This is a genomic window from Thalassolituus sp. UBA675, assembly GCF_002297765.1.
Classification (GTDB): Bacteria; Pseudomonadota; Gammaproteobacteria; order Pseudomonadales; family Oceanobacteraceae; genus Thalassolituus.
Window position 1 is genome coordinate 102,203 of record NZ_DBNJ01000001.1, and the last position, 17,796, is coordinate 119,998.

Sequence of the window (17,796 nt, forward strand, 5' to 3'; positions counted from 1 at the left end):
TCTTCGTTATAGTAAATAGAGAGTAACCAACCGGTGTGTGCTTTGCGACGTATAACCTGCTTAACGCTTTTTATTTATCTGATCCTGTCCATCGGCCTGTGCCATGCCAGCGACGATGATTTCGAAGAGGACCATGAGGATTCTGTCGAAAATCAGTTGGATGAAAGAGACGACGATGACGATTGGGAAGAGGATGACTTTGATGAAGCCGAAGACGAACTCGAGGATCGTCTTGAGGCCAGATTCGGCCATTCCGACGATATTGATGATGATCTTGAAGATCGCCTCGAAGATATGTTCGGTGAGCGCGAAGATCAAGATGATGACTTTGAAGATGAACTGGAGGAGGCCTTCGAGGATCGGTTTGAAGACAATATGGAGCGGCTGGAGCAGCGCCTTCCTGAGCGCTTGGACAGCGTCCATCAACTAGCAGAGCTGGATGAGCGTCTCGATGACCTTGAGGTATTGTCCGTGCCGGATGAGTACATTGAACTTGTTGATGCTGAAGAACTTGAGACACTTCGCAATGCCGGCGTGGATATCCAGTCTGTCGAGGAGCTGGAGAGCCTCGGTCAGCTGCTGGTGACCTTCGGCGACGAAGACCGCCCACCATCTGCTGAATTAAACCACCTGTATACACTGGATGGCCCGGTGGAGAAGGCCGGAAAAGCGGCCAGTGACGGCACCAAAAACAGCGACGGAGGACTTCTGCCTCTCGAAGCCGCATCTTATATGGGGATTGACCGTCCGTCTCCGGTGGCTCTCCGGATAGGCATGATGGATTCTTCGATAGATCAGTTGCACGAGTGCTTTACCGACACTCCTGTTGAGCAACGAATGTTTATCCCGCCGGATAGCCGGCCTGATTATCGTCACGGTACCGCGATTGCCACCGTATTCAGTCGCTCCTGCGGAATCCTTGAGCAGAGTGAGGTTTACAATGCGGTTGTGTTCGGGCGCAGCGCCCGAGGTGCCGTGGTAGCCTCGGCAGCCGATCTGATACGCGGTCTGGACTGGCTCCTTGGAGTCCGGCCAGACGTGATAAATCTCTCGTTGTCCGGGCCTCCGAACCGTATGCTGAGCGCCGCCATTGAGCAGATGTTACTGCGCGGAATTCGCATTGTGGCATCGGTGGGCAATGATGGTGCGGCTGCTTTTCCCCGTTATCCCGCGGCGCAGCCAGGCGTGATTGCAGTCACGGCGGTCGATACAGACATGGCTGTCTACACTCGCGCCGTGCGCGGGCAACATGTGCAGTTTTCTGCCTTAGGGGTAGGTCTTCGTCTGGCGGCACCGGATCAGCGATTTGCGATCAAAGACGGAACATCGGTTGCCTCTGCACTCGCCAGTGCAGTTCTGGCTCAGGGGCACAGTGTTCAGCAGTACGAAGACTCGGCAATTGACCTCGGTGAACCGGGTTTCGATGACACCTTTGGGTTCGGCTTACTCAACATTGACAAAATAATGACCTCGAGCGGGGAATAAATCTCCGGATAGCTCGTTAAACCAGATAACGGAACAACATGGGTGTGCTCGGGTGCAGCCATTGTTCTGAAGACTCAGCTTAACGAGGTAATGTCATGAAAAACAAAATCGTCTTTCCAGCGCTACTGCTTTCATCTTCGGTTCTTCTTGTCGCGTGCGGCAGTGGTGGTTCTTCATCATCTGGCAGCAGTGCTGCAGAGGACCGGACTGTGGTCGGTACCGTCGATGGTTTCGGCAGTGTCATTGTTGACGGCGTTCACTATGAAAGCAGTAATACCGAATTTGAAATAAACGACCGCTCCGGTGTCGAAAGCGAACTGCGCGTTGGCCAGCGGGTTATTGTTGAGGGTTCTGACGATGGCAGTGAAGGTGTTGCCAGCCGCATCAGCTATGAGGCCGATATCCGTGGTCCGGTAGAGTCCATCGACCTGGCAGCCGGCACCCTGGTGGTTCTTGGTCAGACAATTACCACAGACGCTATGACCGTCTTCAGTGGCACAAGCCTCGATACCATGGCGGTTGGTCAATACATTGAAGTCAGTGGTTCACGCAGCGGCGATGGCAGTGTGCTGGCGTCGTTTATTGAGCTGGAGGACAGCACTGAAATTGAGTTGCGCGGAAATATCAGTGGGCTTGATGATACGGCCATGACATTCGCCATTGGCGGCCTGACCATCGATTACAGCAGCGTTGCGACGCTTGAACTTGATGATGCCGCCCTGGCGAACGGCATGCTTGTTGAGGTAGAAGGTGAACTGGAGGCCGGCGTTCTCGTCGCCAGCAAGGTCGAGCAGGAAGACATGCACCATGATCATGACGGCGAAATTAAAGTATACGGTGCTGTCTCGGATCTCGATGCCGCGGCCGGAACCATGACGGTGAATGGCACCAGCGTTGTGTTTAACTCGTCAACCCGCTTCGACGATGGTTCGGTCTCCGATCTGGCGCTGAATGCTAAAGTGAAAGTAGAAGGTTCATTTAATGCGGATGGTGCACTGGTCGCCGCTGAAATTGACTTCGAGGCTGCTGTAAAGCTTGAGCTGGAAGGACCAGTTACGGCAGTGGGCGATGGTACGATTTCGGTGATGGGTGTTGAGGCTGTCGTGAATACCTCGACAAGGGTCAGGGATGAACGTGACGAAGAGTATTACTTCAACCTCAGCTCAGTCGCTGTGGGTGATTACGTTGAAGTCCTCCTGACCATAGAAGCCGATGGCACATACCGCGCCCTGAAGCTTGAGCGCGAAGAGGATGATACAGAGGTGAAAATCACCGCGCCCGTGACTGCCGTTGATGTAGCTGCTGGGACTGTCACCATGCTCGGAATTACGGTGGATATGTCGTCACTGAGTCAGATTGACCTGGCATCTCTGCAGACCGGCACCTACTTTGAAGTGGAGGGTATCTACGACGGAAGCGTCATCGTTGCCAGCGAGGCTGGGGAAGATCATGAATACGACGATCACGAGGATGATCATGACGACGACTGATATGAGAGGTCGCTTCTGAGGTGAAAAGTACAGTCATCCGCCACAACATAAAGACAGTCGCATCAGTGGCTGTCTTTTTCTGCGTTCTGGCCTTGGTTCAGGGTGGTGATGCCATGGCCTCTCCGGAGTTCGGAGCCTCCGCGCAGGCGGAATATGACAGCAATATCCTGCCCGAAGCCGATACCACCACGCAGAATTCGGGTGACTGGGCATGGGGTGCGGGCGCCTATATCGGCTGGGATTCTGATTCTAGCAGTCCCGTCGATTGGCAGGCTCGCTATGATTACAGCGCCACCCGGTGGCAGCAGGCGGTTGAGTTCGATACCGATTTGCACACTGGGTTCATCAGAGTAGGCGTGAATCGCGGAGATTATACGTCGGACATGGTTGTGTTGATGGCCCGTGCAGACCTTCAGGGAAAGCCATTTATGCAGATTCGTCGTTTAAGTCCGGCTCTGGGGTATTTCTTCACCCGGAAGTTCTATGTGCGCGCACAACTGGATATCGGGGACAAGCGTTTTATGCTTTATCCTGAGCGCGATGCAAAACAGCTCGGTGCTCGAGCAAACCTATACTGGCTGTTAAGCAGGACACGAAATTATCTGTCGCTGCGCACAATTTACCGCAACGAGGACACAACCGTCGCACCATTTGGGTATGAGTCGTTCAATACGCGCCTCCGCTGGAAGTATCGACCCAACGATATCGCTTATCGCCTGCAGGGTAGTTGGGAGGTACGCGAGTATGAATCTGTCTGGCAGGATATCGGTGAGCGCCGGCAGGATAACCGTTTTCGGGTTGAGGCCGGCGTTGACTGGCCTCTCGGCAAGGGCTTCTCATTGCACGGTCAAGTGGGGCGGGATTTGTACCGATCAAATCTGGTCATCGCTGATTACCAGCAGTACCGGTTCAACACAGAGTTGAGCTGGGAATTCTAAGCGGCCAGAATTTCGCTGGTCACTCCACTGTGACAGATTTCGCCAGGTTCCGCGGCTGGTCGACGTCGGTGCCCTTGATAACAGCCACATGGTAGCTTAAGAGCTGCAGCGGTAATGTATAGAGGACAGGGGCGATAATGTCATCGCAATGCGGCACGCTCATAACCTTCATATTACTTTCTGGTCTGATGCTGAGTTTCTCATCGGCAAAAACAAACAGTTCACCACCGCGGGCACGAACTTCTTCAATGTTCGACTTCAGCTTTTCGATCAGCTCATTGTTGGGTGCCACAACGATGATCGGCATTTCTGAATCAATCAGTGCGAGAGGGCCGTGCTTAAGCTCACCTGCGGCATAGGCCTCGGCGTGGATATAACTGATCTCCTTCAGCTTCAGGGCGCCTTCCATAGCGATCGGATACTGATCACCACGTCCCAGAAACAGGGCATGATGCTTTTCTGCGAAATGCTCGGCGAGATCTTTAATAGCACCATCCATGCCGATGGCTTTTTCAATCAGGGCTGGCAGCTTCAGCAGGGCTTCGGCGATACGGCCTTCACTTTCCTTGCTCATGCCGTTTGCGCGTCCGAGACCCGCTGTCAGCAACATCAGTGCGGTCAGCTGGGTGGTGAAGGCTTTGGTCGAGGCCACACCTATTTCTGCGCCTGCCCGGGTAAGCAGAGCCATATCAGACTCGCGGACCAGGGAGGAACCGGGCACATTACAGATGGTAATCGTGCGGTCATAGCCGGTTTCTTTCGCGAGTCGCAGCGCTGCCAGAGTATCGGCTGTTTCACCGCTTTGTGAGATGGTAACCAGCAGGCTATTAGGGCGCACAACTGATTTCCGGTAACGGAACTCTGAGGCAATTTCGACGTTACAGGCAATGCCGGCGAGCTCTTCGATCCAGTAGCGGGCTGTCATGCCAGCGTGGTAGCTGGTACCACAGGCAATGATCTGAACCTGGTCGATATTACTCAGATCTCCGAGGGACTCGAGATTGAGTTTCCCGCCGACTAAGCGGCCTTCCAGAGTATTCGCGATCGCAACCGGCTGTTCGTATATTTCCTTCATCATGTGATGGCGGAATTCACCTTTGTCGCCAGCGTCGTGCTCTACGTCGGACTCATGAGCTTCGCGGGTTGTAGGTTCGTTACCTGCATCAAAAATGCGGATTTCTGTACGGGTAATCTCTGCAACATCACCTTCTTCCAGATAGGAGAACTTACGGGTAACCGGAAGCAGGGCCAACTGATCTGAGGCGATAAAGTTTTCGCCAATGCCGTGCCCTACCACCAGAGGCGACCCTGAACGCGCAACAACCATACGCTCAGGGTCTGTACGGTTAATTACCACCATGCCGTATGCGCCCTCGAGCAGTGATCGGGCCGCCATGACCGCATTCAGCAGGCTGGTTGAATCGCGCAGTTCGCGCTCAACAAGGTGGGCGATGACTTCGGTGTCTGTCTGGGAGGTAAAGGTGTAACCCTGATCCTGCAGCTCTTTACGCAGTTTTTCGTGGTTTTCTATGATGCCGTTATGAACGACTGCAATGTCGCCCGACATGTGCGGGTGTGCGTTATCTTCAGAGGGTTCGCCGTGTGTTGCCCAGCGGGTATGGGCTATGCCTGTTCCACCAGGCGTCGGCGACTCGGCGATGGCATCTGCCAGTGTTTGCACCTTTCCCATGCGGCGTACACGCCGGAGGTTCTGTGACTCATTGATGACTGCGACACCTGCGGAGTCGTACCCCCGGTACTCAAGGCGACGTAAACCTTCGAGCAGGATCTCAACAATATCGCGCTGTGCAACAGCACCAACGATTCCACACATGATACTCAAACCTTCCAGAATTCCAGCGGCGAACTATATCTGATGCCTGCTGGGCTGGCAAAGTTGCGCGAAGACGTCATGCGGTTGTCAGGCGATCACCGCGCGGTTGCGGCCCGACTTTTTGGCCTTATAGAGGGCTTTATCTGCTCGCTCGAAGACCATTTCAGTGGATTCCAGCGCTCGAAATTCACTGATGCCAAACGACATGGTTATGGATACACGTTCACCACGGAAATTAAATGGGCAGGCTTCGATACTGGTCCGCAGCTTTTCTGCGACCCCAGCCGCGGCATCTGCCGGAGTACCGGGCAGCAGAATGACAAATTCCTCACCGCCATAGCGTGCGATAAAGTCTGCCTCCCGTAGGTTCTTCTTTAGCGTGCTGGCGATCAGTTGCAGCACCTTATCCCCTGCGATATGGCCGTAGTTGTCATTAATCTGTTTGAAGTGGTCAACATCACAGATAATAAATGATAACGACCTGCCACCGCGGCTGCGCTTCATCAGTTCTTCGCCAAGCTGAACTTCATAGGCAGCACGGTTTGGCAGGCCTGTAAGGTGATCCAGCGTCGCACGTTTCTTCTGGTCTTCAATGATCTGGCGAGCCTGAGATGCCTCGGCCTCCATCTCTGATAGCCGGTTCTGCAGGACTTCAAGCTGCTCTGCCAGTCTCGCTTCACGCTGTGACTCGACTTCCTGATAGTGCTCCATCGCCCGGACGATGTTGGTCAGATGCTCTCTTACGCTGGAGCCCAGCTCACCAAGATCACCGAGACCGTTTACCACGCCGCGGATGTCATCAATCTGATCCCTGACCATGGTTTCGAGGTTTGTGCGGGCATCTTCACGGTCAGTCTGCCCAGAATTGGCGTCTGATACCATGGTCTGAATAGCTTGCAGGCGCTGATCCAGGCTATGAAGAAATCGCTCGAATTCCTCTTGCCCGGAGCCCAGGCAGTCGAGCAGGAACTGGGAGGTATCTTCCAGTAGGCTGACAAATTCATACCAGTGCAAACCGTCATCAAGGCGTTTCTGTAGCTCGTCAGAGCGTTGGCGCAGTCGCTCTGGTACGACCAGCCGTGATATCAGCCCATTCAGTGCGCTGGCGACTTCTCGTGCAATCGTCGAGAAGCCGGGTTCTGCTGGCTCGTCACTGCCGCTGGTATCATCGGCAGTGATGGCTGCTTCAGGAAGCTCGGGCTTTTCAGCGGCTTCTGTGGAAGTATTCTCTTTTGAAAAGACCTTTTTCCACCAAGGGCCCTTGCCGGTATCGCCCGAACCCTCATCGAGGGTTACCAGCGTCGACAGGACGCCAGCCCAACCCTCAAGCTGGTGGGAGTAGCCTTGCCAGTTATTGAGAGCATCTGGCGCAGCTTTGCGCAACGCACGAACTTCGTTCACTAATTTCTTAGGTATCTGGCAGTGACACAGTTTTTCAGCCATCAGACTGATTTTCTCAGCGAGAGCGGCTGAATGTTCTGCCTGGCTCAGATCGTATTCTTTTATCTGGCCATTGAGCAGATTCATCGTTTTGTTCAGGTCGCTGGTTGAGCCCCGCATAGACTCGCGAAGATCTGCCAGAGTCCGGTCGAGAGGATCAGACTGCCCTTCAGCCAACAGGGATACCAGCACTAGCCCACGCCGCAACTGTTCGTTGCGAGTGCCTACCTGAAGCTTAAGCTTGTCGTATTTTTCGTTGAGGGCGAGGTACTTATCCCTCCATTGAAGATCGGAGGGTCCCTGCTTTGTTACCGCCATGTTACTTCCCGAAGACGATTCTCAGATGATTGTGTTCTGAGTATAGTCGCGATTGGACAGTCCGCTGGGTAGATCCAGACTTTTATAGCTCTATTTCTGCGGCTACCGGGAGGTGATCTGACTGCGGGTGGTCAATAACCGCAATGCGGTGCAATGGGATGCTATCGCTGACAAGAATATGGTCAATCCCGCGCGCGGGTTGCCAGCTGGGGTAGGTCGGGAGTTCATCGGCAACAGGGTGCAGGTTCAGTCCTTTCAGTGGGCTTTGCTGAAGGAGCCATTCGCTTTCCTGATTCAGGTCTCCCATGATGACGACTTTGCGCGCATCAGCGAGCACATCAACCAGGTAGCGGATCTGACTGAACTGCGTTTGCTTGCGCAAAGCCAGGTGAGTAACTGCGACTACCAGCGGGTCTTCAGGGTCACCGTAACGAAGAATCATCATGCCTCGGCCGGGTAAGCCAGGGAGAGGGTGGCGCTCAATACTGAAAGCGCGGTTGCGGCAGAGTACGCCATTAGAGTGCTGGGCGAACCGCCCAAGATTACGGTTCACCTGGTGATGCCAGTGATCGAACCCCGCGAGTTCTGCGATGCACTGAATCTGATTTTTCCGGCCGCTGCGCCAACTGCCTCCGTCGGCTTCCTGCAAGGCAACCAGGTCAAAAGGCCGGACCAGATCTGCGATGTTATCTAACGCCGATTCACGGGCCTGGAAAGGAAGAAGGTGTTGCCAGCTGCGCAGGAGGTAGTGATGATATCCGCCAGTGCGGATACCGACCTGCATATTGAAGGTGAGTAGTCTTAGGCGTTCTGGGGAGCAGGGAAGCTCTGTGAAGGCCCTTAGAGAGGTTAATTCAGGCACGGCCGCTTAGCGGTTGCGTTCCTGTTCGATCAGGTAGTCGACAACTTTAACCATATCTTCCTGACTGCCGGCACTGCTGGCATCGACGATGTACTGACCGTTAACAATCAGAGTAGGCACGCCGCTGATCTCAAATGCGCGAACACGCTTGTCGCCACGGGTCATTTTTGAGCGCACGGCGAATGACTCGTATGCTTTATCAAAGTCTTCCGCAGAAACATCCGCTTTCGTCATCAGAAAGTCGCGTTGCTCTTCTTTGGTCAGAAGGCGTACTTTCTGAAGGTGGATGGCATTGAAGATATCGCCGTGTACCTGATCAAGCACACCCAAGGCATCAGCAGTGTAATAGAGCTGAGCATGAACCACCCAGGCGCGACCAAACATAGCCGGGACACGTGAGAAGGTCACGTCTTTCGCCAGAGTCTTTTTCCACGGAACGATGACAGACTCGAGGCTGAAACAGTGTGAACAGCCATACCAGAAAGCTTCTTCGACGTGAATCTGTCCGTCTTGCATGACTGCGACTGGATTTTCCAGTACACGGTAGTGCTTACCAGCTTCATAATCTGCCGCCGACGCGACAGATGCGACTGTTACTAAGGCTGCTGCCATCCATTTCTTGAAAGAAGAAAGCATCATCGCTCCCGTTTAATTATGTTAGATAGTTTATATTTTGCCCAGAAAGGCCCCGCACGACCAGACTGGCTGTGCAAAGCTCTGTCAATCTGAATTGCACAGCAGAAAACGCAGGCATAAAAAAAGGTGGCCAGGGCCACCTTCTTCTCAGTGCTGCTTAACGCAGACCCTGGATGTAAGAAGAAACCGCTTCGATTTCTTTGGCATGCAGGCGATATGCGATATCACGCATCATTTTGCTGTCACCGTCGTTGGTACGCTCGCCGTTGCTGAACGCGGTCAGCTGCATAGAAGTGTAAACATCATGTTGACCCGCAAGACGTGGGAAGCCAGCCGCTTCAACACCTTTACCCGAGGGGCCATGGCATGCCAGACATGCTGGGACGTTCTTCTCTTCGATACCGCCGCGGTAGATGCGCTCACCCAGTTCGGCAAGTTCTTCTTTAGCACCGCCAGCTGTGGGTACCTGCTCAGTGAAGTAAGCAGCCAGATCGGCGATGTCCTCATCCGACAGGCCGGTTACGAAAGGCATCATGGCTGGAGCCTGACGATTACCGTCACGGATGTCAGTGATCTGTTTGATCAGGTAGCGCTCTCCCTGGCCAGCGATTTTAGGGAAGGTCGGCGCCATGCTGTTACCGTCAGCACCGTGGCAGGCTGCACAGGTAGCAGATTTCGCTTTACCAGCTTCTGCATCACCCGCGTGGGCGACGGTTACGAGGCCGGCAGACAGAATGAGGCTAATCAACAGGTTTTTCATCATCAGGTCCAGTTTCAGATATAGTTCTTAGTTACTTGTACGATTATTTCGGCGTTGACATATATTCGATCAAAGCCTTGTACTGATCAGCAGTACAATCCATGCAGAGACCTCGTGGAGGCATCGCATTCAGGCCGTTTGTCACGCTCTGTACAAGAGTGTCCATGCCTTTCTCAAGGCGCGGCGCCCATGCTTCAGCGTCGAACGCTTTAGGTGCACCAGCGACTGCCATAGTGTGGCAGGCTGCACAGGCCTGAGTGTATTTGGTTTCAACATCAAACGCCTGCACGTTGGCGCTCAAAGTGGCGGTCAGGGCCGCGAGTAGTGTCAGTTTTTTCATGGTCTGATCTCTCTCTTTAGTTATAGCCACAGGTTTCCGACAAACACACCACTTCAGAATTATCCCTCTATGATAGAATAGGATCTGCGCTGAAGGGCGCTCATTATATACCATTATTTTCCGGACGGTCATTACCAATACCTTATGTCAGCTCAGGAAACCTTGATTTACACCAACGCCGAGTTCGAAAAGAGCGCCGCTAAATTGAGCCAGTGCCCGACGGACATCATCCGTGAGGTGGCTTTTGCCGGGCGTTCTAACGCCGGTAAATCCAGTGCGCTCAATACATTAACGGCGAATAAGAAGCTGGCTCGCACCAGTAAAACTCCCGGTCGAACTCAACTGATCAACTTCTTCCGGCTTGGGGAAAGTAAGCTGGCACTGGTCGATTTGCCAGGCTATGGCTATGCAAAAGTACCGGTCGATAAGAAAAACGAGTGGCAGAAAGAGCTCGAAACCTACCTGAATCGCCGTCAGGCGCTGTGCGGGCTGGTTCTCCTGATGGACATCCGCCACCCTCTCAAAGACTTCGACAACGCTATGCTCGACTGGGCTGCAGAAGCCGGTATGCCTGTTCATATCTTGCTGACTAAGTCAGATAAGCTTAAGCGTGGGCCTGCGAAAACGACGTTGTTAAAAGTTAAAAAGGCCGTTGCTGATCTGGGCGACCTTGTTACGGTCCAGACCTTCTCAAGCCATAACCGTGAGGGGTTAGGTGATCTACAGAGCAAACTGACTCAGTGGCTGGATGCACCGTTTATTGCTCAGGAATGAGTAAATTTTTTAGTATTTCGTAAATAAAGGAGGCTGTTGCCTCCTTTTTTACGGTTCAGTCGTCAGTCTTTAAAGATAAAGCGTTTGATGAAGTCCTGTTGATCAGGGCGATCCGAAGCGCGAGCAAAAATCAGGTGCGCAGAGGCATGGGATGCTTCTTCAGCGAATTCACCCTCCCAGATCAGAGGGACGGTTCCAACAACCGGCTTGTAGTGGCGGATACCATAGCCGTCCTCGTCAAAGTCACTCTCAACACGAACATCCGGCATATCGAACAACGGCTCGCCAACAATTGGCAGGTCAGCCAGGTTAGCGGCAGCAACACTGCTTGAGTTCGGTACGATCGTGTCGCCAGCACCGTTAGTCAGCATCAGAGGACGAGCCTCATTACCAAGCTGTGGATGACGGAACATATCGATGTAGTTGATCGAGTCACCGTGGTCGAGGGTTTGCTGAATTGCACCACGCAGCATAATGGCCTCTGCACCGTTGGCTTCAGAAGGTACCAGACTCGAGAACATAGGAACCCATAGGATCGAGTTAGCCAGAATGCTGGTTACACCTACACCCGTCACATGGTACACGCCACCTTTGATAGTAGGGCTGACTGCGCCGTAGGTTGAACCCAGTACGCCGCCGAGTGAAGTACCTTGCATCATGACCTGAGTGGAGTCTATGTCAGCAACACCGTCGGCTTTGTTACCGTACCAGCTGCGCCAGCTTTTCTTGCCAACTACATCAATGTCCGCCAGAGTGGTTTCCAGTGCACGATGAGCTGATGCGAAGTCGATCGCGTTCTGGTTAATCATACCCACCGGGATACCCAGCTTATCGGTGCTGACGTTCGCCAACACGTAGCCACCATCCGCATCGCCACGCGCGCCGTGGTTTGGAAATCCAATTGAGAAGGTGGCAACGCCGATTTCAGCGTTCATGGTAGATACCACGCCATCACTTTCTTTGTTAGCGCCCAGACCATGCGCATAAAAAGCAACCGGAGCAGCACCATCGCGCGACGCTGCAGGCAGCGTCAGGCGGAATTCAACCCACTGTTCCATAGGCTCAGCGTCGTAATCCACGTTGCTCGTACCGTTTTTCATACGATAGTTGTAAACCAGAACTTCACCTTCAACGCGAGCGGCAACGTCACGGTTGGTGTAGTTGTAAGTCACGTCGAGGTTACGTACTGGGTGTTCGCGATCACGAACGTCAGCAACGGCGTTGAATACTGGCTCGATCACTTCGGCGCGATCGCGAACCAGAAAGCGGGTGGCGTTACGTACGCTCAACGGATTTACACCGTTGGCCGTCAGAGTGGAGATCAGATCCTGTGTATAGGCACGTTGATCTGCAGTGCCAGATAAAATCTTCGATACCAGGCCTGCTTCTGGTGACTCCAGATCCAGATCTGTCGTGATCGCCACTACGATTTCGTGCCCGTATTCCCAGCGAGACTGAGGATAAACCTCAACCACATGTGCGGTGCCATTCACTTTATCGGATTGTGAGTACTCACTGATGACGGCACGAACCGGAACCTGACTACCGGTAGTCAGATCGATGGCGACGACGGCAGCGCCACCATTCTCAGGCAGAGAGGCCGCATCTGGCGCACTGTTAAACTCGAAAACAGCGGCACTGGCAGCGGAAAAACCACTGGCGCCATTAAAGATACCTTCCGGAGTAAATCCTTCATCCGCTGGCAACTGAGCCAGTATCTCTGGACGGATCATGGCGTTGGAGACCTGGATGGTCTTACCTGTTGGGCTCATTGCATCGTCTTCCATCCAGTAAGTCGAAGGGAATGGCAAAGCACAGGTATTCAGAGAGGTTGGGTTACACAGCTCGTCAGCGTAGCTGACCGACGCCAGTGCAGTCATCGTGACCGCAAGAGCAGAGCGCATGGTATTGATAGGCTTCATTTCGTCACCATATTTATTTTTGTAGTGTGGTGTTACGTGGCAGACCAGTCTCACTTATGCCAGGGCTCACGTATACGATTCTTCGGGCCAGACAGGTCGTAAGAACGGTCTTATATGGCCAAGTATCGGTTAAATTATTCATTTCAGGGTTGTTGAACACCTGATATAGCCAGAATGAAGCTAAAAGACAGACATAATGACAAATCTGTCTTAAAACGTGATGGATCGCACGGCAAAATTGAAAATAGGGTCTATAGTTAAAATATTCCTCCTGCGATTAAGTGTGATTGAGGTCACTTGAACGCGAAGGGTAGTTCTTTTTCCTTCGGTACTTCCCCCAATGATCCGAAGTTGGCCCGACAGTTTCCCCCAATGGCTGCCGGGCCTTTTTTTATCCCTTTTTCTCATGTTCCTCCAAATTCTTGGTCTATTCGAGCCGATGCTACACACCCGTATTGCGCGGGTAATCTGCGCGTAGCAGGCTAACTGTGGAAACTCTATTGCACCGTTCGTACACAGAAAAACTAAAAAGAAGAATAAAAATGGCCAAGATGAATCGACGTAAGTTCATACAAAGCTCAGCCGCGGCGGGTGTCGCTGCTGCAGCCTCAACTGCTCCAACAGCCAATGCAGGCTGGTTTACCAGAACAACTCGTTCGCAGACCAAAGCGCTGGTGATCGGCTCCGGATTTGGTGGCTCAGTTGCCACATTGCGCCTGGCCGAAGCGGGCATTCAGACCATGCTGCTCGAGCGTGGCAAACACTGGAAATACGAAGGTGAAGGGAGCTACCCAACGCTGGCAGAAACTGGCTCGACTCTGAAGATCAACGACACAGTACTCTGGACCAACCCAAGCTCACTGATACCGGGCTCCATGGGCATGGTGGAATACTTCGTCGATTCGTCAATCGCTGTGGGCTGTGGTGCCTGCTTAGGCGGCGGCTCTGTTGTATACGGTGGTGTATTGCTGCAGCCTAAACGAGAAGCCTTCGAAGATGCGCTGCCCATGTTGTCCTACACCGACATGGATCAGGTCTATTATCCGCGCGTGCTCGATCGCATCAGTGGCGGTCCGATTCCGGACGATGTACTGAATCACCCGAATTACACATCCAAGCGTGAGTTTATCCAAAGCGCAGAAGACGCTGGCCTTGAAGTTGTGCGTAGCCACGTCAGCTTTGACTGGGATGTCATCCGCGAAGAACTTAACGGCACCAAACCACGGTATGCCTCTGTCGGCGAATACGTATTCGGCTGCAACAGCGGCGCGAAAAACACTCTCGACCGCAACTATCTGGTCGATGCCGAAGCGACAGGTAACGTCACCATTAGTCCGCAGCATCTTGTGACCGATATTCACGCCAACAGTGGCGGTGGCTATCGCGTTACCTGCGACATGCTGGACGAAAAAGGCAAAATCACCGGTAAGCACGTAATTGAGTGTGACTATCTCTTCATGGGCGCAGGTTCGCTGCACACCACACGTCTGCTGCTGCGCGCAAAAGAACGTGGCGATATTCCGGGCCTGAACGATCAGGTCGGTGCGGAGTGGGGTACCAACGGTGATGAACTGATGGGCCGTAACGACATCAACACTTCGACTGCACCGATTCAGGGTGGGCCACCATCTATTGCGGCCTTCGATACCGAAAACCCATATAAGATCACTGGCTACATGCACTCGCCGACATCAGTTGCAAAGGAATTTACTCAGTTACAGATGGGCATGGTGGTGTCAGACGAAAGCTCCCGCGTGACCTATAACCGCTGGACTGACAAGATAAAACTCAACTGGGATCGTGACGCTAACGAGAACTCCCACAACGCCCTCGTGCACACCATGGAAAAAATGGTGCAGAGCGGTGGCGGTAAGATCAACGAAGCAGGTTGGTTCGGCACCTGGCATCCGCTTGGTGGTGTTGCCATGGGCAGTGCCTGTGACCTCAGTGGTAAAGTCTACGGGGTAGAAGGTTTGTTCGTGGTCGACGGCGCAGCGATTCCTGGCTCTAGCGGCTCGGCTAACCCGGCCTTGACCATTGCCGCCAACGCCGAGCGCATGATGGAAGAGATTATTCCGCAGATCAGCTGAGTAATATTGGGCGCTTCTCTTGAGGGGCGCCCAGTCCAGAAGCGCCCAGCTCAGCAGACCTCAGATTTCAGGCCTCAGATGTTTTTCGGGTACCATCCGTTTGTGCAACACCGCAAATATCGTGATCCCAGCTTCGGCGCTGAGGTAATAAATCACATGGCTACGAAACGGAAAACTGTAGCTTGAAGCACTGACCTCCGGGCGGTGTTTGCCTATTCCGGGATTCTCTGCGAGCGTCTGTAAGCTGGTGCGCAACGCCATCAGATATTCGCGCGTATGAGGCACTCCCCAGCGCTCATCTGAGTAAACCTTGAGTTGGTGTAAGTCTGCCTGAGCAGCATTCGTGAGCGAGTAATGAGTCATAGCGTTTCAGTAGGGAGTAGGGAGCAGGGGTCAATCCTGTTGCGTTAACTCGCTCAGGAAGGCATCGCCATCGGTCGTCAGGCCAGACGCTACGTCTTTTTCTGCCTGTACCGCTCTCAATTGCAGTAGCTGCAGTTTCAGTTCTTCATTCGAGGCGTAATCTTCCGCCGAAAGCACCACTGCCGCTGGCTTGCCATTTTTGGTGATCTGCACCGGCTCCCGCTGACTCTGTAATAGTAACTCGCCGAAATGCGTTTTTGCCTGATTGGCAGTCATCTTGTTCATATCGTTCAAACCATGCGAATCGTTTGATTTGGTTAGTTTGCAGCCAATTGACCCGTCGATCAAGTCACCGCTATTATCCTACTAAGTAGTATAAAAGAGTATTGGAGTAACCTTTTTATGGCCATGGTCAAAAAGAGCATTACCGTCACCGATCAGCAGGATGCCTGGCTCAAAGCCCAGATCAGTGCCGGGCATTACGGCAACGAAAGCGAAGTGCTGCGCGAGCTGATTCGTGAGCGTCAGCTCAGAGAACAGGAAGCCCAACGGGAAGTTGAGTGGATTCGGGCGCGCCTTGTTGAAGGTGAACGCAGCGGCTTCACAGATCAGACACCGGCAGAGATACTGCAGGAAATCAAAAACGGATTAGGACGGGATGACCTATAAAATAAGTAAACAAGCGAAGATGGATCTTGCGCGGATTTACTGGTTTGGCGTTCGGGAGTTTGGCGACGCTCAGGCCGAGAAGTATTACAACGCATTGATTGGAAGATTCGAGTCCATTGCAGAGAATCCATTAACCTACCCAATGGTTGATCATGTCCGGTTGGGCTATCGGCGCTGCGTATGTGGTGCGGATAGCATCTACTATCAGATCAATAATGGCTACGTAGAGATCATGCGAGTGCTGGGTAGGCAGAACACGACGAGTGAGATACCGGCAGAACACTAAAAAATAGCGCAAATGATTAACCGATCAGCGGATGGCCTATGAAAACAATCCCGTTTACCGAAGCGAGAGACAATTTTAATAACGTACTTGATCAGGTTGTTAACGACGCAGAGCCCATCGTTATCAATGGCTCTGGTGAAGGCGTCGTGGTGGTGATGTCTCTCCATGATTACAGCAGCCTGATGGAAACGGTACATTTGCTGCGTTCAGCAAACAACTCCGCGCACTTAGGTCGTTCTATCGCGCAGTATAAAGGACGAATTGGCAGTCCGAAGGATCAATGACACCATTTATTTGATAGATGCAGAGGGGGGTCATATGATTGCAGTGGTTTCGTGTTGGCATCGTCCAACATTAATGGATGAGCATCTAGGAAGAATTTAGGATGGAACCGCAAAAAGACGTGCCGTACGCGCTTCAGACTTCGTTAGAGCGTGCCTTAAATGGTTACAAGGCTCGGTTAGCTCAGAATATCAAATTGAAAGAAGATCCTGATCGTTGGCGCCGTTTCGTGCAGCATGAGCGTGGTCGTATTCAAGCGGTTGCACAGGTGCAAGCAGGTCTTGCGCAATACCGCCAGGAATGTCAGGCGAAAGACGTTGATGAGCTCGAGGATGAAAAGCACTGTTCCCTGAAATTGGGAGATCATATGCGGGCGGAAGGCTTTGCGAGACCGAGCCCCTATTGGCATGCGCATGCTATTATTGCCGGCGGTGATACACGGTCTTGGCAATTACGGGCACTACTTGCTGAACTCCAGATTGGCATTGATGATGCGCATAACGGTTGTTGGTTACCTTCCCGAACGAAATACGCAGGACAGCAGCCATACCCGAAAGCTGTGCCTCATAGCCGTATTCATCGCCATAATTATTACGCTTGGTTAAACATCCGATTTGCCGGTGTGTTCAGTGAGCAGGTTATGCGCTCACGCTTATTAGCAACACGTAGTGATCTTTTACATGCTAGCTTTCCAGAAGAAGTAATGCTCCCTAAAGGAAAATGGAACGAACCCTATGACAACCTATCGCTTGCTGAATAACGTAAAAAGTTATCATGAGGCTTTTGTAGATTTCAGAGCGATGCGAAAGCAGTTCGACGGCGTCAAAGTATGGTTTTCACAAAAAAATGAAACACTTATTGATCGTCTAAAAGATGATTGGAATCCAGTTTCAGTGATATTCGAATCTGATACAAAGACAAACCAAGTCCCCGATATTTCTGTCTGGAACTATTCGTGTTTGGTGCTCAGCTCTAAAGCTAAATCAGCGCTAGAGAGTCTTTTATCCGGTGCTGGAGAGTTTTTACCGCTGGAAGATGGTTTCTGGCTTTTTAACTGTCTCGATAGTATCGGCGGCGATTCTATTGATGCTGAACAATCTAAGTTTCAGATAGATTCAGAAGACTCTCTTCATATTCCTACATCACTTACTCTGAAATCCGAAAAAATATCTGGCAAGGCATTGTTTAAACCAGGGTTTGCACATAATAGTTTTTTAATGTGCTGTGATGAATTCAGAGATATTGCTATCAAAGAGAATCTTGGTGGTGTTGTATTTGAAGAAAATTTGGCGAAGATTTTTCTGTAG

General features: G+C 52.3%; 19 protein-coding genes. 10 read left to right on the forward strand and 9 right to left on the reverse strand.

The features are described 5' to 3' along the window. Positions 1-42: 42 nt before the first annotated feature. The 3 genes from B3007_RS00455 (at position 43) to B3007_RS00465 (ending at position 3,913) form a co-directional block, all read left to right on the forward strand. Positions 43-1,485, forward strand: a complete 1,443-nt coding sequence (locus B3007_RS00455; protein WP_297533702.1) for a S8 family serine peptidase — start codon at positions 43-45, stop codon at positions 1,483-1,485. Positions 1,486-1,580: 95 nt separating this feature from the next. Beyond that, positions 1,581-2,975, forward strand: coding sequence for a DUF5666 domain-containing protein (locus B3007_RS00460; protein WP_301377834.1), 1,395 nt, complete (start codon positions 1,581-1,583; stop codon positions 2,973-2,975). Between the two features lie 65 nt (positions 2,976-3,040). Further along, positions 3,041-3,913 (forward strand): hypothetical protein, encoded by an 873-nt coding sequence (locus B3007_RS00465; protein ID WP_301377835.1) that lies wholly within the window; start codon positions 3,041-3,043, stop codon positions 3,911-3,913. Between the two features lie 19 nt (positions 3,914-3,932). Here the strand turns inward: B3007_RS00465 and glmS are convergent, their stop codons facing one another. The 6 genes from glmS to B3007_RS00495 all read right to left on the reverse strand — a co-directional run bounded on the left by glmS (position 3,933) and on the right by B3007_RS00495 (position 10,103). Next, positions 3,933-5,747, reverse strand: coding sequence for a glutamine--fructose-6-phosphate transaminase (isomerizing) (gene glmS, locus B3007_RS00470; RefSeq protein WP_301377837.1), 1,815 nt, complete (start codon positions 5,745-5,747; stop codon positions 3,933-3,935). A gap of 87 nt (positions 5,748-5,834) precedes the next feature. After that, positions 5,835-7,505 (reverse strand): GGDEF domain-containing protein, encoded by a 1,671-nt coding sequence (locus B3007_RS00475; RefSeq protein ID WP_301377839.1) that lies wholly within the window; start codon positions 7,503-7,505, stop codon positions 5,835-5,837. Positions 7,506-7,587: 82 nt separating this feature from the next. Beyond that, the gene (locus tag B3007_RS00480) at positions 7,588-8,367 is read right to left on the reverse strand and encodes an endonuclease/exonuclease/phosphatase family protein (RefSeq protein ID WP_297533706.1); all 780 of its coding nucleotides are present in this window, start codon (positions 8,365-8,367) and stop codon (positions 7,588-7,590) included. Between the two features lie 6 nt (positions 8,368-8,373). Continuing rightward, positions 8,374-9,003 carry a thiol:disulfide interchange protein DsbA/DsbL gene (locus tag B3007_RS00485; RefSeq protein WP_297533707.1) on the reverse strand — a complete coding sequence of 210 codons (630 nt, stop codon included), beginning with the start codon at positions 9,001-9,003 and terminating at the stop codon, positions 8,374-8,376. 157 nt (positions 9,004-9,160) lie between these two features. Beyond that, positions 9,161-9,763, reverse strand: a complete 603-nt coding sequence (locus tag B3007_RS00490; protein ID WP_076514415.1) for a c-type cytochrome — start codon at positions 9,761-9,763, stop codon at positions 9,161-9,163. Between the two features lie 43 nt (positions 9,764-9,806). After that, positions 9,807-10,103, reverse strand: coding sequence for a c-type cytochrome (locus B3007_RS00495; protein ID WP_068440327.1), 297 nt, complete (start codon positions 10,101-10,103; stop codon positions 9,807-9,809). Between the two features lie 144 nt (positions 10,104-10,247). Here B3007_RS00495 and yihA point away from each other — a divergent pair, with 144 nt between their 5' ends. Continuing rightward, the gene (yihA, locus tag B3007_RS00500) at positions 10,248-10,877 is read left to right on the forward strand and encodes a ribosome biogenesis GTP-binding protein YihA/YsxC (protein WP_273088494.1); all 630 of its coding nucleotides are present in this window, start codon (positions 10,248-10,250) and stop codon (positions 10,875-10,877) included. Positions 10,878-10,939: 62 nt separating this feature from the next. Here the strand turns inward: yihA and B3007_RS00505 are convergent, their stop codons facing one another. Next, complete coding sequence (locus B3007_RS00505) at positions 10,940-12,799, reverse strand: hypothetical protein (RefSeq protein ID WP_297533708.1); 1,860 nt, start codon at positions 12,797-12,799, stop codon at positions 10,940-10,942. A gap of 542 nt (positions 12,800-13,341) precedes the next feature. Here B3007_RS00505 and B3007_RS00510 point away from each other — a divergent pair. After that, positions 13,342-14,889, forward strand: coding sequence for a GMC oxidoreductase (locus B3007_RS00510; protein ID WP_301377843.1), 1,548 nt, complete (start codon positions 13,342-13,344; stop codon positions 14,887-14,889). 60 nt (positions 14,890-14,949) lie between these two features. Here the strand turns inward: B3007_RS00510 and B3007_RS00515 are convergent, their stop codons facing one another. Next, positions 14,950-15,252 carry a type II toxin-antitoxin system RelE/ParE family toxin gene (locus B3007_RS00515; protein ID WP_297533710.1) on the reverse strand — a complete coding sequence of 101 codons (303 nt, stop codon included), beginning with the start codon at positions 15,250-15,252 and terminating at the stop codon, positions 14,950-14,952. Positions 15,253-15,282: 30 nt separating this feature from the next. Beyond that, positions 15,283-15,537: a type II toxin-antitoxin system Phd/YefM family antitoxin gene (locus tag B3007_RS00520; RefSeq protein WP_297533711.1), complete on the reverse strand. Its 255-nt coding sequence runs from the start codon at positions 15,535-15,537 to the stop codon at positions 15,283-15,285. A gap of 117 nt (positions 15,538-15,654) precedes the next feature. Between B3007_RS00520 and B3007_RS00525 the strand changes: the two genes are divergently transcribed. From B3007_RS00525 to B3007_RS00545, 5 genes are all read left to right on the forward strand, one after another. Next, positions 15,655-15,921, forward strand: coding sequence for a type II toxin-antitoxin system ParD family antitoxin (locus B3007_RS00525; protein ID WP_297533712.1), 267 nt, complete (start codon positions 15,655-15,657; stop codon positions 15,919-15,921). Then, complete coding sequence (locus tag B3007_RS00530; protein WP_297533713.1) at positions 15,911-16,207, forward strand: type II toxin-antitoxin system RelE/ParE family toxin; 297 nt, start codon at positions 15,911-15,913, stop codon at positions 16,205-16,207. Before B3007_RS00525 ends, B3007_RS00530 begins: the two co-directional genes overlap by 11 nt. Before the next feature lie 38 nt (positions 16,208-16,245). After that, the gene (locus B3007_RS00535; protein ID WP_297533714.1) at positions 16,246-16,491 is read left to right on the forward strand and encodes a type II toxin-antitoxin system Phd/YefM family antitoxin; all 246 of its coding nucleotides are present in this window, start codon (positions 16,246-16,248) and stop codon (positions 16,489-16,491) included. Positions 16,492-16,592: 101 nt separating this feature from the next. Further along, on the forward strand, positions 16,593-17,249 hold the full coding sequence (locus B3007_RS00540; RefSeq protein ID WP_297533715.1) for an AHH domain-containing protein: 657 nt from the start codon (positions 16,593-16,595) through the stop codon (positions 17,247-17,249). After that, the gene (locus B3007_RS00545; RefSeq protein WP_301377848.1) at positions 17,224-17,796 is read left to right on the forward strand and encodes an imm11 family protein; all 573 of its coding nucleotides are present in this window, start codon (positions 17,224-17,226) and stop codon (positions 17,794-17,796) included. The genes B3007_RS00540 and B3007_RS00545 overlap by 26 nt, the downstream gene beginning before the upstream one ends.

Coding starts and splice junctions, on each gene's coding strand:
- B3007_RS00505 (WP_297533708.1), bottom strand. CDS start 12,799: ATGAAGCCTATCAATACCATGCGCTCTGCTCTTGCGGTCACGATGACT.
- B3007_RS00495 (WP_068440327.1), bottom strand. CDS start 10,103: ATGAAAAAACTGACACTACTCGCGGCCCTGACCGCCACTTTGAGCGCC.
- B3007_RS00475 (WP_301377839.1), bottom strand. CDS start 7,505: ATGGCGGTAACAAAGCAGGGACCCTCCGATCTTCAATGGAGGGATAAG.
- B3007_RS00540 (WP_297533715.1), top strand. CDS start 16,593: ATGGAACCGCAAAAAGACGTGCCGTACGCGCTTCAGACTTCGTTAGAG.
- B3007_RS00515 (WP_297533710.1), bottom strand. CDS start 15,252: ATGACTCATTACTCGCTCACGAATGCTGCTCAGGCAGACTTACACCAA.
- B3007_RS00490 (WP_076514415.1), bottom strand. CDS start 9,763: ATGAAAAACCTGTTGATTAGCCTCATTCTGTCTGCCGGCCTCGTAACC.
- B3007_RS00485 (WP_297533707.1), bottom strand. CDS start 9,003: ATGCTTTCTTCTTTCAAGAAATGGATGGCAGCAGCCTTAGTAACAGTC.
- B3007_RS00530 (WP_297533713.1), top strand. CDS start 15,911: ATGACCTATAAAATAAGTAAACAAGCGAAGATGGATCTTGCGCGGATT.
- B3007_RS00520 (WP_297533711.1), bottom strand. CDS start 15,537: ATGAACAAGATGACTGCCAATCAGGCAAAAACGCATTTCGGCGAGTTA.
- B3007_RS00510 (WP_301377843.1), top strand. CDS start 13,342: ATGGCCAAGATGAATCGACGTAAGTTCATACAAAGCTCAGCCGCGGCG.
- B3007_RS00545 (WP_301377848.1), top strand. CDS start 17,224: ATGACAACCTATCGCTTGCTGAATAACGTAAAAAGTTATCATGAGGCT.
- glmS (WP_301377837.1), bottom strand. CDS start 5,747: ATGTGTGGAATCGTTGGTGCTGTTGCACAGCGCGATATTGTTGAGATC.
- yihA (WP_273088494.1), top strand. CDS start 10,248: ATGTCAGCTCAGGAAACCTTGATTTACACCAACGCCGAGTTCGAAAAG.
- B3007_RS00525 (WP_297533712.1), top strand. CDS start 15,655: ATGGCCATGGTCAAAAAGAGCATTACCGTCACCGATCAGCAGGATGCC.
- B3007_RS00460 (WP_301377834.1), top strand. CDS start 1,581: ATGAAAAACAAAATCGTCTTTCCAGCGCTACTGCTTTCATCTTCGGTT.
- B3007_RS00535 (WP_297533714.1), top strand. CDS start 16,246: ATGAAAACAATCCCGTTTACCGAAGCGAGAGACAATTTTAATAACGTA.